The 12,696-nt window shown below is 71.1% G+C and carries 13 protein-coding genes; 10 read left to right on the top strand and 3 right to left on the bottom strand.

All coding sequences use genetic code 11. From position 1 onward, the window contains the following. Nucleotides 1–37 precede the first annotated feature (37 nt). Together JKV81_RS27150 and JKV81_RS27145 are read left to right on the top strand one after the other, a co-directional pair. Nucleotides 38–460: a MarR family winged helix-turn-helix transcriptional regulator gene (locus tag JKV81_RS27150; protein ID WP_124278377.1), complete on the top strand. Its 423-nt coding sequence runs from the start codon at nt 38–40 to the stop codon at nt 458–460. 112 nt (nt 461–572) lie between these two features. Further along, nucleotides 573–2,534 (top strand): acyl-CoA dehydrogenase family protein, encoded by a 1,962-nt coding sequence (locus JKV81_RS27145; RefSeq protein ID WP_129260922.1) that lies wholly within the window; start codon nt 573–575, stop codon nt 2,532–2,534. 8 nt (nt 2,535–2,542) lie between these two features. On the opposite strand, the gene JKV81_RS27140 is transcribed toward JKV81_RS27145, so the two are convergent. Further along, nucleotides 2,543–3,178: a ScbR family autoregulator-binding transcription factor gene (locus JKV81_RS27140; protein ID WP_241748404.1), complete on the bottom strand. Its 636-nt coding sequence runs from the start codon at nt 3,176–3,178 to the stop codon at nt 2,543–2,545. A 558-nt stretch (nt 3,179–3,736) separates the two neighbouring features. Here JKV81_RS27140 and JKV81_RS27135 point away from each other — a divergent pair. Continuing rightward, nucleotides 3,737–4,417 (top strand): HAD family hydrolase, encoded by a 681-nt coding sequence (locus tag JKV81_RS27135; protein ID WP_129260920.1) that lies wholly within the window; start codon nt 3,737–3,739, stop codon nt 4,415–4,417. Nucleotides 4,418–4,454: 37 nt separating this feature from the next. On the opposite strand, the gene dhaL is transcribed toward JKV81_RS27135, so the two are convergent. Then, nucleotides 4,455–5,123 carry a dihydroxyacetone kinase subunit DhaL gene (gene dhaL, locus JKV81_RS27130; RefSeq protein ID WP_129260919.1) on the bottom strand — a complete coding sequence of 223 codons (669 nt, stop codon included), beginning with the start codon at nt 5,121–5,123 and terminating at the stop codon, nt 4,455–4,457. A 55-nt stretch (nt 5,124–5,178) separates the two neighbouring features. Then, nucleotides 5,179–6,177: a dihydroxyacetone kinase subunit DhaK gene (locus tag JKV81_RS27125; RefSeq protein WP_129260918.1), complete on the bottom strand. Its 999-nt coding sequence runs from the start codon at nt 6,175–6,177 to the stop codon at nt 5,179–5,181. A 282-nt stretch (nt 6,178–6,459) separates the two neighbouring features. On the opposite strand from JKV81_RS27125, the gene JKV81_RS27120 reads away from it, so the two are divergent. The 7 genes from JKV81_RS27120 to JKV81_RS27090 form a co-directional block, all read left to right on the top strand. Continuing rightward, nucleotides 6,460–7,152 carry a type 1 glutamine amidotransferase domain-containing protein gene (locus JKV81_RS27120; protein WP_129260917.1) on the top strand — a complete coding sequence of 231 codons (693 nt, stop codon included), beginning with the start codon at nt 6,460–6,462 and terminating at the stop codon, nt 7,150–7,152. A 164-nt stretch (nt 7,153–7,316) separates the two neighbouring features. Beyond that, entirely contained in the window at nt 7,317–8,060 is a 744-nt protein-coding gene (locus JKV81_RS27115; protein ID WP_129260916.1) for a DUF1684 domain-containing protein, read from the top strand. A 39-nt stretch (nt 8,061–8,099) separates the two neighbouring features. Next, nucleotides 8,100–9,617 carry an ABC transporter substrate-binding protein gene (locus tag JKV81_RS27110; protein WP_202078209.1) on the top strand — a complete coding sequence of 506 codons (1,518 nt, stop codon included), beginning with the start codon at nt 8,100–8,102 and terminating at the stop codon, nt 9,615–9,617. After that, the gene (locus JKV81_RS27105; RefSeq protein ID WP_202078207.1) at nt 9,617–10,582 is read left to right on the top strand and encodes an ABC transporter permease; all 966 of its coding nucleotides are present in this window, start codon (nt 9,617–9,619) and stop codon (nt 10,580–10,582) included. Before JKV81_RS27110 ends, JKV81_RS27105 begins: the two co-directional genes overlap by 1 nt. Then, nucleotides 10,579–11,445: an ABC transporter permease gene (locus tag JKV81_RS27100; protein WP_129260913.1), complete on the top strand. Its 867-nt coding sequence runs from the start codon at nt 10,579–10,581 to the stop codon at nt 11,443–11,445. Before JKV81_RS27105 ends, JKV81_RS27100 begins: the two co-directional genes overlap by 4 nt. Next, nucleotides 11,442–12,242 (top strand): ATP-binding cassette domain-containing protein, encoded by an 801-nt coding sequence (locus tag JKV81_RS27095; RefSeq protein WP_129260912.1) that lies wholly within the window; start codon nt 11,442–11,444, stop codon nt 12,240–12,242. The genes JKV81_RS27100 and JKV81_RS27095 overlap by 4 nt, the downstream gene beginning before the upstream one ends. Beyond that, nucleotides 12,239–12,696 (top strand): ATP-binding cassette domain-containing protein (locus tag JKV81_RS27090; protein ID WP_202078205.1); only part of this gene is annotated, 458 nt, incomplete at its 3' end. The genes JKV81_RS27095 and JKV81_RS27090, both read left to right, overlap by 4 nt.

Raw genomic sequence — 12,696 nt, 5'->3', positions numbered from 1 at the left:
CTGTGAAGCCAGACTGACCAGCGGGGTAAAGTGCCCTATGCCCACCTCGGAAGCCGCTGCCATCGCCGCCGAACTGCGCACCGCGATGGGCAAGCTCACCCGGCGCGTCAAACACGAGGACCGCATCCCCCTGGGCCAGGTCGCCGTGCTCGGGGTGCTCGACCGGGACGGCGCCATGACCACCAGCGACCTCGCCGCCGATCAGCGCGTACGCCCCCAGTCGATGGCCCGCGCCGTAGGACTGCTGATGGAGCAGAACCTGATCACGCGCCGGGCGCACCCCACGGACGGCCGCAAGTCCCTGGTCGAGCTGTCGGACGCGGGCCGGGCCGCCCTGGAAGCGGAGCGCGGCCGCAGGGCCGGCTGGCTCGCGCAGGCCATCGAGGCCGAACTCACCGACGAGGAGCGGACGGTGCTGGCGCGGAGCGCCGCCCTGCTGGAGCGGCTGGCCACGCGGTAGCGCGCCCCGTGGGTGCGGGCGCGCGTGAAGGTGCGCCCCCGGCTTCCCCCGTACGGCTCCGGGAGCCCCGGCCGTACCGCTTGATCGTCCCCGGGCGGGGTAGCGAACTGGCATGGCCACTGACAACACATCCACTGATCCGAGCGGTTACGTGCAGCCCGAGGTCGACGTCCGCGCGCTCACCCAGGTGCTCGACGGCGACTACGCCGAGATCCGCGACCTCGTCCGGACCAACCTGGTGACGTACGCCTCCGTGCTGGAGGAGGCCGAGGAGCTCGGCGTCGACGCGTTCCGCGAACGGGTGCGTGAGCTCGTGGTCGAGATGGCGGCGACGGGCCAGACCGGCATGGGCTTCCCGGCCGCATACGGCGGGGGCGGTGACGTCGGAGCCTCGATCGCCGCGTTCGAGACGCTCGCCTTCGGTGATCTGTCGGTGCTGGTGAAGGTCGGCGTGCAGTTCGGGCTCTTCGGCGGCGCGATCCTGCACCTGGGCACCGAACGCCACCACGACGCCTATCTGCCGGACCTGATCACCGGGAAGCTGATGGGATGCTTCGCGATGACCGAGACCGGGCACGGCTCCAACGTCCAGGCGCTCGGCACCCACGCGAGGTACGACGCCGCGGCCCAGGAGTTCGTCATCACCACCGACGGCGACCGGGCGCGCAAGGACTACATCGGCAACGCCGCCCGCCACGCGGAGCTGGCCGTCGTCTTCGCCCAGCTGGAGGTGGGCGGGAAGTCCGAGGGCGTGCACGCGTTCGTCGTGCCCGTCCGGACCGGCGGTGAGGTGGCGCCCGGCGTCCGCATCGAGGACGACGGCCGCAAGATGGGCCTCAACGGGGTCGACAACGGCCGTATCTGGTTCGACGGCGTGCGGGTGCCGCGCGAGGCCCTGCTCAACCGCTTCGCGGACGTCACCGCCGACGGTGTCTACGAGAGCCCGATCGACAACCCCGACCGGCGCTTCTTCACCATGCTCGGCACCCTGGTACAGGGCCGGGTCAGCGTCGGCGGGGCAGGGGTGAACGCCGCCAAGGTCGCCCTCACGATCGCCACGAAGTACGCCGTGCGGCGCCGGCAGTTCGAGGCGGCCTCGGACACCGAGGAGCAGCTGCTCCTCGACTACGGACTGCATCAGCGCCGTCTGCTGCCGCTCGTCGCGCGCACGTACGCACTGCACTTCGCGCAGGACGTGGTGCGCACGCAGCTGCACGAGGTCTTCTCCGGCCTCACGGACGACGAGCAGGCACGGCGCCGGCTGGAGTCACGGGCCGCCGGGACCAAGGCACTCGGGACCTGGCACGCGACCCGGGTCGTCCAGGAGTGCCGCGAGGCGTGCGGCGGCGCCGGGTACCTCGCCGTCAACCGGTTCGCCGCCCTCAAGGCCGACAGCGACATCTTCACCACCTTCGAGGGCGACAACCACGTGCTGCTCCAGCTCGTGGCCAAGGGCCTGCTCACCCATCACGCGAGCGAGTTCGAGGACCTGGACCAGCTCGGCATGGTCCGCTACGTCACCGGCCTCGCGGTCGAGACGGTCATCGAGAAGACCTCGGCCCACAAGCTGCTCGAACGGGTACGTGACCTGCTGCCCGGCGGCGACGAGTGGGACCAGGAAGCGGGCCTGCTCGACTCGGAGTACCAGCTCGCCATGCTCCGCTACCGCGAGGAGCACATGCTCGCGGGCGTTGCCCGCCGGCTCAAGCGCGGGATCGACCAGAAGCGCAATCCCGGGGTCGTCTTCTCGCAGGTGCAGGACCATGTCATCGCGGTCGCCCACGCGCACGTCGAGCGGCTGGTGCTGGAGGCGTTCGTCGACCAGGTGCGCGAACTGCCCGAAGGCGGCAACAAGGTTGCGCTGGGCCTGCTGTGCGACCTGTTCGCCCTGTCGACGATCGAGGCGGACCGGGCGTGGTTCATGGAGCACGGCCGGCTGACCGTCCAGCGTTCCAAGGCGATCAGCCGTGAGGTGAACGACCTCTGCCGCAAGGTCCGGCCTCTCGCCGTCGACCTCGTCGACGCCTGGGGCGTCCCGGCCGAGATGCTGCGCGCGCCGGATCTGGTGGGCTGAGTCCGGCCCTACGGCCGTACGGGGATCCGTGCCCGCGCACGGGCGAGCAGACCGGCCGCATCCGGTTTCGCCTGGAGGGACTTGAGCGTCAGCAGCCACCACTGGTCGAACTGCTCCCCCCAGCCCCGCCCGCCCGGCAGGTCGTCGGTCAGGGTGCAGAGCCCGAAGAACGCGCACACGAGCGGCACGGCCGCGGCCGACGGCTTCACGTCGGCCGCGAGCTCGCCCTGCGCGCGGGCTTGGGCGAGCAGCCGGGTGACGGCCAGTGCCCACCCGTCGAACGGAGTGGGCACGGCCGCCTCGATGCCCCGGCGCTCCGCCCACAGCCGGGCGCCCGCCCGCGCCACGACGTCCTCGCTGAGGGAACGCGCGACGCCGAAGCTGAGGACGACCAGCTTCTCCAGCGGCGGGATTCCGGGCGCGGCATAAGGGGCGGCGAGCTGCGGCCAGGTGGCGAACTGTTCCCTGGCGACCGCCAGGGCCAGCTTCTCCTTGCTCGAGTAATGGAAATAGATCGCGCCGCTGGTCTTTCCCGAGTGATCGCTTATGTCATTGACACTCGTTCCCGCATATCCCCGTTCGACAAATAGATGTGCTGCTGATTCCAGCAATACTTTGCGGGTTGCCCGGGCTCTGTCCTGCACGTACGTTCCACCTTCGCTCGCATGTTCTGTCGCTACGGCGAGAGAATGCGGACCCTCCCGTGGAGGGCGCAGTCGCATCGCGCGAAGATCTTATTATTCGTCAGCCACGCCCGTGTGGACGCGTGTTCACACAATCTCCCGCCCGACCGGGAAGAAACGTTTCGCGTGAGCGTCATGACAACGCCTCTCCCGGCATTGCGGGCGACCCGGGAGCGCCGCTCACCAGGCCCGTTGACCGTGTCCCGGGCGCCCCGGCCTCTTTCCCCGGCCCGTCCGTGCGCCCCGGCCGTCGGCGGCCGTGCCAATTCCATGCACTCGAATTGGTGATTGCGGAAATCGGAGAGACCGAAATAACGTAACGGCTACGATGTTTTCGGCTCGGGCCGAAAGCGACGATCCACGTCCGCCACGACGCGCTCAGCAACGTGCACGCGGTCGCAGCAGCCGTGCCCCCGCGCGCGGTTCTCTCATTCTGCTGCGCATTCGTCACCGCATCCCGGCACCTCTCTGCACCCGTGCACCGAAACGGTCGGCGCAGTCTCCGAGAACGGCAGTCATATGACAGTTCGTAACATCCTCGCCTGGTCCCCGTCAGCCATCGTCTTCGACTGCGACGGGACCCTGATGGACACGGAACGACACTGGCAGGAGGCCCGGAACGCCACCTTCCGGGTGTTCGGCCTCAAGCCCCCGGCCGGGTTCGCCGACCGGGCCAAGGGCGTGCACTACACCGAGTGCGGCGCGCTCATGGCGGAGGAGACCGGGAAGCCGGATCTCGCGGACGACCTGGCGGCCACCCTCCTCACCACCTTCACCGCGCTGGTCGACGAGGACCCCGTCACCATGCCGGGCGCCGCCGCGCTGGTCCGGCTGGCCGCCCGGCACCTGCCCCTCGCGGTGGCGAGCAACTGCCCCCGGGAGACGGTGGAATCGTGCCTCGACCGGGCCGGGCTCCTCGGCTCCTTCAGCCATGTCGTGGTCGCAGGCGAGGACGTACGGCCGAAGCCGGAGCCCGATGTGTACAGCGTGGCCGTCCGTCTCTGCGGCGTCCCGGCCGAGAACGCTCTGGCCGTGGAGGACTCGCTCACGGGCATGGAGTCCGCCCGCCGGGCGGGCCTCCGCGTCATCGGCCTCGGGGCCCGCCCGCCGGGCCCCGAGGCGGAGCAGGCCGACCTGTGGGTCGACAGCCTCGCCGACCCGGAGCTGGTGGACTGGGCCCGCAGCCGGATCGGGGAGTAGTGCACCCCGATGCCCGGCGGTCCGGGAGCGGGCGTGGTCAGCCGGTGGGGCGCAGATGCGGCCCCAGCGCGGGCACCGTGCCGGCCGCGGAGGCGAAGAACAGGGCGATCCCCACCGCCCCGGGATCGGGGATGCCGGTCGCACGCTCACCGAGATAGCTGGCCCGGCCCATGCGCGCGGAGAGGGACGCGGTGTCCCGTACACCCCGCCAGGCGCCGTCCGCCGCCGTGGCCAGGGCGGTCGCGGGCGGTGCGGTCCCCGCAGCCCGCAGGGCCGCGGCGGCCGGATCCAGCGCGTCGACCAGTGTCTTGTCGCCGGGCGACGCATCACCCACACGGCGGATGGCGGCGAGGCCCTGGGCCGTGCCGTCGGCGAGCGCGGCCGTCGTCAGACCCGGACCGGAGTCCGCGGCGGCCCTGCTCAGCGCCTGGAACAGCAGACCGAACAGGGGGCCGCTGGTCCCGCCGATCTCGTCGAGGAAGGCGGTGGCCATGGTGCCCAGGGTCTCCGCGGGTCCGGCCGACTCGTCCGTACGGTCGAGCAGCAGTCCCGCGGCCCGGACCCCCGTCGCGAGATTGGTCCCGAAGTCGCCGTCCCCCGCCCGCTGGTCGAGTGCGGTCAGCTCGGCCTCGGTCGCGTACACCGAGTCGGCGAAGCGGCGTATCCACTCACGGGTCCGGGTCCCGTCGAAAGCGGCAGTCGTCATGGGGCCGTCCTCCTGCTCCTGTCACGGGCCGCCGGGGCGCAGGCCCGCGGGCCGCTCACCATCGCAACGCCGGGGTGCGGACCGGCGCATCGTAGAAGCCCAGCGTGTCGTGGTCGGCGACCATCAGGGTCAGGGAGAAGCCCCGCATGTCGAGTGCGGTCACGTAGTCGCCGACGAGATGCCGGGCGAGCCGCACACGCCGGGCGTCGAGGACCCGGGCCAGCTCACCGAAGATGCCGTACAGCTCCAGCGAGGTGACCGACCCCAGACCGTTGACCAGGGCCACGACCGGGTCGTCGGGGCCGGGGCGCAGCGCGTCCAGCAGGGCGCCGGTCATGTCGTCCACCAGCGCGTCCACACTGCCCTGGCTCCTGGTGCGGTCGGCGCGCTCGCCGTGGATCCCGACGCCGTACTCCAGCTCCCCGGGCAGCAGTCCGAACGCCGGTTCACCGGTGGCCGGTGCGTTGTGGGCGGCCGAGGCGGCGGCGAGTGTCCGGGACCGGCCGGCCAGGGAGGTGCCGAGATCCACCAGCGCGCCGAGTCCCATCCCGGTGTCCGCGGCGCCGCCCAGGACCTTCTCGATCAGCATCGTGGCACCCGTGCCGCGGCGCCCCGAGGCGATCTCCTCGGAGTCGGAGGCCAGGTCGTCGTCGATGAGGACCCGCGCGCAGGTGATGCCCGCGTCGGCGAGCCGTTCGGCCGCGATGCCGAAGTTGATCCGGTCGCCGGTGTAGTTCTTGACGATGTGCAGCACGCCCTCCGGCCCCGCCACCGCGCGGGACGCCCGGTAGATCTGCCGGTTGTGCGGAGAGGCGAAGACCCTCCCGGGGCAGGCGGCGTCGAGCATGCCCGCGCCGACGTATCCGGCGTGCAGGGGTTCGTGCCCCGAGCCGCCGCCCGACAGGAGCCCCACCCGACGGGCCGGTGAGGCCTGCCGGGCGGTGAAGAACCCGTCGGCGGGGTCGTACGCCACGAGGTCCGCGTGCGCGCGGGCGAAGCCGGACAGCGCGTCGGGGACGAGTTCGCCGGCGTCGTTCTCGAAGTACCTGGCCATACGCCGAACCCCTTCCGTCCACGGCTGCGGGACCGGGCTGGCCGGCCTCCGGACGAGACCTCCATGGTGGGGGTGACCGAGTGCATGCGGCAACTCGCGGAACGTATCGAATGCTGTCGCGGTGACCGCGGGACCGCCGGCCGGGCACCGCCCGCATCGGAAATCCGATTCCTCGGATCGGATTCTCTATTGGTCCTCCCACGGCGTGCGGGCCTAACGTCATGAGGTCGCCGGGGCGCCGCCACGGGCGGCGGTGCGGGCCGGAACCATTCGAGGAGAGACATGTCGAAGATCGTTTTCGTGATGACCGGCGCCGATGAGTGGACGCTGGCCGACGGCACCAGGCGCCCCACCGGTTTCTGGGCCGACGAGGCGGTCATCCCCTACGAGGCGTTCAAGGCCGCGGGCCACGAGATCACCGTGGCCACCCCGGGCGGAGTGGTCCCGCCCGCGGATCCGACCAGTCTCAGCGCCGGGGCCAACGGCGGGGAGGCCGGCGCCGCCGCGGTCCGGGCGGTCCTGGACTCCGCGGAGTTCCGTCACCCCTCGGTCCTCGCCGACGTGCGGGTGGAGGACTTCGACGCGGTGTACGTCCCCGGCGGCCGGGGACCGATGGAGGATCTGGCGGTCGACGCGGACTGCGGCCGTGTCCTCACCGAGGCCGTGGAGTCCGGTCTGCCGGTGGGTGTGGTGTGTCACGGCCCCGCCGCGCTGCTCGCCGCCGTCAAGGAGGACGGGACCAACGCCTACTCCGGCTACCGGATCACCACCTTCAGCAACGCCGAGGAGCAGCTGACCGGCTGCGCCGAGATCTCGAAGTGGCTGCTGGAGGACCGGCTCACCGCGGCCGGTCTGAAGATCGAGGTGGGGGAGCCGTGGGCGCCGTTCGTCAGGGTCGACCGCAACGTCGTGACCGGCCAGAACCCCGCTTCCTCCGGTCTGCTCGCCACCGAACTCCTCAAGAAGCTCGCCTGACCCCGTAGGCGAACCCTGGGCCAGGGGGGGCAGTGCTGAGACCGCCGTCTCAGCATGTGGCGCAAAAGTTTGACATTAGATGTGCTTATGGTCAATAAAGGTGATGCTTTGGCCACTTATTCACGCCCCGTCACCCGGGGTCGTGAGGGCTGCCCGCCTAACGAATGAGTACCGCCGTGTCCCACTCCGCCCCCGAGCGCGCATCATCCGTCGATCCAGCGGAGGAGTGGGACGCCTGGCGTGCCGAGCGCCACCGCGCGCTCACCTCGCCCACCGGCAACCTCGCCCTGGTCGAGACCCGCTGGGCCCCCGCCGGTGAGGTCCCCGACGCGGCGGGGGCCCGCGAGGGACAGCCGGACCCGGTGACCGTGACCACGCTCCGGCGCACCGACCTGGTCACCGGCGAGGACGAGCACGGCCTGCGCTTCTGGGACGCGGACGCCCCCGCCGTCCGCCACTTCGACCGGGTCGACACCTTCCCCTACGACCCGGCCTGGGTCCTGGAGGCGTCGTACACGCCCGTCCCCGGCGCCCGGCGCCTCGCCTTCGAGCACATCCGGGACAACGGCGGCAGCCGCGACCTGGTCGTCCCCGGCGACATCACGCTCACCGTCGACGGCCGCGCGTACACGCTGAGCGCGTTCGACGACGACGGGACCCTGCTGCTCGTCTTCGGCGACCCGACCAACGGTGACAGCACCTACGGGGCGGGCCGCTTCCTCTTCGTCCGGCGTACGGAGCACGAGAGCCGGGTCGTCCTCGACTTCAACCGGGCCTTCGTGCCGCCCTGCGGATTCTCCGATCAGTACAACTGTCCGATGCCGCCGCGGCAGAACCGCTTCCACCTGCCCGTCGAGGCCGGCGAGAAGCTCCCCCTCTTCCGCGACGGCTTCGACGCCCAGCACTGATCGTCCCCGCAGCTCCCCGCACCGAAAGAGCCCTCACCCATGAGCACCAAGAAGAACATCTCGTACGCCGTCGCCTCCGCCGCCGCTCTCGCCGTGACCCTCACCGCCTGCGGGGGATCCGGCGGGTCAAGCGCCTCGGGCGGCACCTGGGACAAGGACGCGGTCGTCAACATCGGCTCCCTCTACGAGCCGCAGAACCTCGACAACACCGCGGGCGGCGGCCAGGGCGTCACCGAGGCGCTCAACGGCAACGTCTACGAGGGCCTGTTCAGACTCACGGACGACGGCAAGGTCGACAAGCTCCTCGCCCAGGACTACGAGACCAGCGCCGACGGCCTCACGTACACCTTCACCCTGCGCGACGGCGTGAAGTTCCACAGCGGCAAGGAACTCACCAGCCAGGACGTGAAGTACAGCCTGGAGAAGGTCACCGCCGACGATTCCCAGTCGGCCCGCAAGAGCAACCTCGACGTCGTCAAGGACATCGCCACCCCCGACGCGCGGACCGTGAAGGTCACGCTGTCCAAGAAGTCGATCTCCTTCGTCTACAACCTCTCCTACGTCTGGATCATCAACTCCCAGGCGAAGAACCTGAAGACCACCGAGGACGGCACCGGCCCGTACACCCTGAACAAGTGGAGCCGCGGTTCCGCGCTGTCCCTCAACCGGTTCGCCGGCTACTGGGGTGACGCCGCGGCCAACAAGCAGGTCGTCTTCCACTACTACAAGGACGCCACGGCGCTGAACAACGCGCTGCTGACCAACGCCGTCGACGTCGTCACCAGCGAGCAGTCGCCCGACGCCCTGGAGCAGTTCAAGAGCAACGGCTCCTACAAGGTGAACGACGGCGACTCCACCACCAAGCTGCTGCTGGCGTTCAACGACAAGGCCAAGCCCTTCACCGACGTCAAGGTGCGCCGGGCGGTCTCCGCCGCCATCGACGACAAGAAGCTCCTGGAGTCCGTCTGGGGCGGATACGGCAAGGAGATCGGGTCGATGGTCCCGCCCACCGACCCCTGGTACGAGGACCTCACCGACGTCAACGCCCACGACGTGGCGAAGGCGAAGAAGCTGCTCGCCGAGGCCGGCTACGCCAAGGGCTTCAGCTTCACCCTCGACACCCCCAACTACGACCCGCACCCGACCGCCGCGACCTTCATCAAGTCCCAGCTCGCCAAGGTCGGCATCACCGTCAAGATCAACACGATCACGCCGGACGAGTGGTACACGAAGGTCTACAAGAACCACGACTTCACGGCCACGCTCCAGGAGCACGTCAACGACCGCGACCTCGTCTGGTACGGCAACCCCGACTTCTACTGGGGCTACGACAACCCGCAGGTCACCAAGTGGGTCGAGGAGGCGGAAGCGGCGTCCAGCACCGCCGCCCAGACCGAGCTCCTGAAGAAGGTCAACCGGCAGACCGCCGAGGACGCCGCCAGCGACTGGCTGTACCTCTACCCGCAGATCGTCGTCGCGAGCGACAAGCTGTCCGGCTACCCGCTCAACGGCCTGAACTCGCAGTTCTTCGCCTACGACATCAAGAAGACGGGCTGATGGCGCGCTATCTGCTGCGCCGGCTCGCCTTCCTCGGCGTATCGCTGGCCCTGGCGAGCGTGGTGCTCTTCGTGCTGCTGCGCATGCTGCCCGGCGACCCCGCCAACGCGCTCACCGCGGTCGGCGCGAGCCCCGAGCAGATAGCCGCCGCCCGCCACTCCATCGGCTCCGACCGGCCGCTGCCCGAACAGTTCACCCACTGGCTCGGGCAGCTGGCGAGCGGCGACCTCGGCACGTCGTTCGTCAGCTCGCTGCCCGTGGGACCCGAGGTCGTCGCCCGGCTGGACGTCACCGTGCCGCTCACCCTGGCCGCGTTCGTCCTCGCCGTCCTGGTCGCCGTCCCCGCCGGGTTCACCGCCGCGTACAGACGGCACACCTGGTACGGGGCGCTGCTCAGCGGGGTGTCCCAACTGGGCATCGCGATCCCCGTGTTCTGGCTCGGCATGATCCTCATCGCGGTGTTCGCACTGAACGCGGGCTGGCTGCCCTCCGGCGGCTTCCCGCAGGACGGCTGGGGCGACCCCGCCGAGGCGTTCCGCGCCCTGGTCCTCCCGGTCGTGACCATCGCCCTGGTGATGAGCGCGTCCCTGATCCGCTACGTCCGCTCCGCCACCCTCGACGTGCTCGGCAGCGACTACCTGCGCACCGCGCGCGCCCACGGCTCGTCCTTCGGCAGCGCCATGTGGCGCCACGGACTGCGCAACGCCTCCGTACCGGTGATCTCCGTCCTCGGCATCGAACTCGCCTCGACGCTGCTCGGCGCCGTCGTCGTGGAGTCGGTGTACGCGCTGCCCGGCCTCGGCTCCCTGCTCGCCACCGGCATCGCCCAGCACGACTACCCGGTCATCCAGGGTGTGCTGTTCGTCTCCACCCTCGCGGTCCTGGTCATCGGCTTCCTCGCCGACCTGGTCCAGCGGTTCATCGACCCGCGGCTGCGCGGCCGGCTCTCGGGAGGCGCCCGATGACCGGGACGGACCTGCTCACCCCCGCACAGCTTCCCCCGAAGCGCCGCTCCCGGCGCTCGGCCACCCTGGCCGTCGGCTGCGTGCTCGCCGGTCTGATCGCCCTGCTCGCCCTCGTGTCCGTCCTCTGGCTGCCGTACGACGCCGAGGACACCTCCGGCGGACGGCTCGACGGTCCCGGCGGCGGCCATCTCCTCGGCACCGACAAGCTCGGGCGCGACCTGCTCACCCAGGTGATGACCGGCTCCCGCATCGCCGTCGAGGCGGGGCTCGGGTCGGTGACCATCGCCGCCGCCATCGGGATCACGCTCGGTGTGCTCGCGGCGTTCGCCCAGGGCTGGCTCGACGACACGCTCTCCGCGTTCCTCGACATCCTCATCGCCTTCCCGACGCTGCTGCTGGCGATGCTCATCGTCGCCGCCCGGTCGGCGACGCTCGGCTCGGCGGTCCTCGCGATCGGCCTGGCGCAGAGCGCCGTCGTGGCACGGCTGGTGCGCATCCTGGTCAAACGGGTCCTCGCCCAGGACTACATCACCGCCGCCCGCACCTCGGGCACCTCCTGGCCGCGTACCGTCCTCTCGCACGTCCTGCCCAACATCTGGCCCACGCTGGTGGTCAACCTCGCCCTGCAGTTCGGCCTCGCCGTACTCGCCGAGGCCGGGCTGTCCTACCTGGGCCTCGGAGCGCCGCCGCCCAACGCCTCCTGGGGCCGCATGCTCCAGGAGGCCCAGGCCACCTTCACCACGGCGCCCGCCGGTGCGCTCGCCCCCGGCATCCTCCTCGTCCTGCTCGTCATCGGTGTGAACCTCGTCGCCGACGGCCTGCGCGACACCCTCGACCCGGCCACCCGGCGGAGGCGCTCATGACGCTCCTCGACGTACGCGGACTCACCGTCCGCGCCTCCGACGGACGGACCCTGGTCGACGACCTGTCCTTCACCGTGGCCGGCGGTGAACGGCTCGGCCTCATCGGCGAATCGGGGTCGGGCAAGTCCCTGACGACGCTCGCGGTGCTCGGACTGCTGCCCGACGGCATGACCTCGGCCGGCAGCGTCGAACTGGCCGGGACGCAGACGGTGGGCGCCCCCGAGAAGCGGCTCACCGCCGTACGCGGACGGGATGCGGCCGTCGTCTTCCAGGAGCCCCTGACCGCACTGGACCCGCTGATGCGGCTGGGCCGCCAGATCGCGGAGCCGCTCGCCCGCCGTACCGGCCTCAAGGGGAAGCAGCTGCGCGAGGCCGTGCACCGGGCGCTCGAACAGGTACGGCTGCCCGAACCCGGCCGTATCGCCCGCGCCTTCGCACACGAGATCTCCGGCGGCCAGCGCCAGCGCGTCGCCCTCGCGATGGCACTGGCCTGCGAACCGAAGCTGCTCATCGCCGACGAGCCCACCACCGCCCTGGACGTGTCCGTGCAGGCCGAGATGCTGGAGCTCATCGACACCCTGGTACGGGAACGGGAGATGGCCGTGCTGTTCGTCAGCCACGACCTCGCGGTCGTGTCCCGGGTCACCGACCGGGTGCTGGTCATGAAGGACGGCCGGGCCGTCGAGCAGGGAGCGGTCCACGACATCGTGCGCGCGCCCCGCGAGGAGTACACCAGGACGCTGGTCGCCAGCGCCCGGAAGCTGGAGTCCGCCCTGGACCTGAGGAGCCCGCGATGACACCCGTGCTGGAGCTGAAGGACGCGGCCGTGCGCTACCGGGGGACCGCCGCCGACGTGGTGCGGGACGTGTCCCTCGCCGTCGAGGCCGGTGAGAGCCTCGCCCTGGTCGGCGAGTCGGGCGCGGGCAAGACGACGCTGCTGCGCCTGCTGCTCGGCCTGGCCCGCCCCACGGCCGGCACGGTCCGCTTCGACGGCGCGGACCTGAACACGCGCGACCGCGAGCAGATGCGCCGGTTCCGGCGCGGCGTCCAGTGCGTCTTCCAGGACCCGTACTCCTCGCTCGACCCCAGCCGGCGGGTCGGCGCGATCGTCGCGGAACCGCTGCGCTCCCTCGGCCTCGGCACCCGCGCCACCGCGGCGCCCAAGGTGGCCGCGGCACTGGAGCGCGTCGGCCTCGCGGCGGACGCCGTCGACCGCTATCCGCACGAGTTCTCCGGCGGCCAGCGCCAGCG

This window comes from Streptomyces silvae, from assembly GCF_016745505.1.
Classification (GTDB): Bacteria; Actinomycetota; Actinomycetes; order Streptomycetales; family Streptomycetaceae; genus Streptomyces; species Streptomyces silvae.
Note: the sequence above shows the minus strand (reverse complement) of the source record. Positions and strands in the feature narration are given on the sequence as shown.

Coding starts and splice junctions, on each gene's coding strand:
- dhaL (WP_129260919.1), bottom strand. CDS start 5,123: ATGACGACTGCCGCTTTCGACGGGACCCGGACCCGTGAGTGGATACGC.
- JKV81_RS27105 (WP_202078207.1), top strand. CDS start 9,617: ATGGCGCGCTATCTGCTGCGCCGGCTCGCCTTCCTCGGCGTATCGCTG.
- JKV81_RS27115 (WP_129260916.1), top strand. CDS start 7,317: ATGAGTACCGCCGTGTCCCACTCCGCCCCCGAGCGCGCATCATCCGTC.
- JKV81_RS27095 (WP_129260912.1), top strand. CDS start 11,442: ATGACGCTCCTCGACGTACGCGGACTCACCGTCCGCGCCTCCGACGGA.
- JKV81_RS27135 (WP_129260920.1), top strand. CDS start 3,737: ATGACAGTTCGTAACATCCTCGCCTGGTCCCCGTCAGCCATCGTCTTC.
- JKV81_RS27100 (WP_129260913.1), top strand. CDS start 10,579: ATGACCGGGACGGACCTGCTCACCCCCGCACAGCTTCCCCCGAAGCGC.
- JKV81_RS27120 (WP_129260917.1), top strand. CDS start 6,460: ATGTCGAAGATCGTTTTCGTGATGACCGGCGCCGATGAGTGGACGCTG.
- JKV81_RS27145 (WP_129260922.1), top strand. CDS start 573: ATGGCCACTGACAACACATCCACTGATCCGAGCGGTTACGTGCAGCCC.
- JKV81_RS27110 (WP_202078209.1), top strand. CDS start 8,100: ATGAGCACCAAGAAGAACATCTCGTACGCCGTCGCCTCCGCCGCCGCT.
- JKV81_RS27150 (WP_124278377.1), top strand. CDS start 38: ATGCCCACCTCGGAAGCCGCTGCCATCGCCGCCGAACTGCGCACCGCG.
- JKV81_RS27125 (WP_129260918.1), bottom strand. CDS start 6,177: ATGGCCAGGTACTTCGAGAACGACGCCGGCGAACTCGTCCCCGACGCG.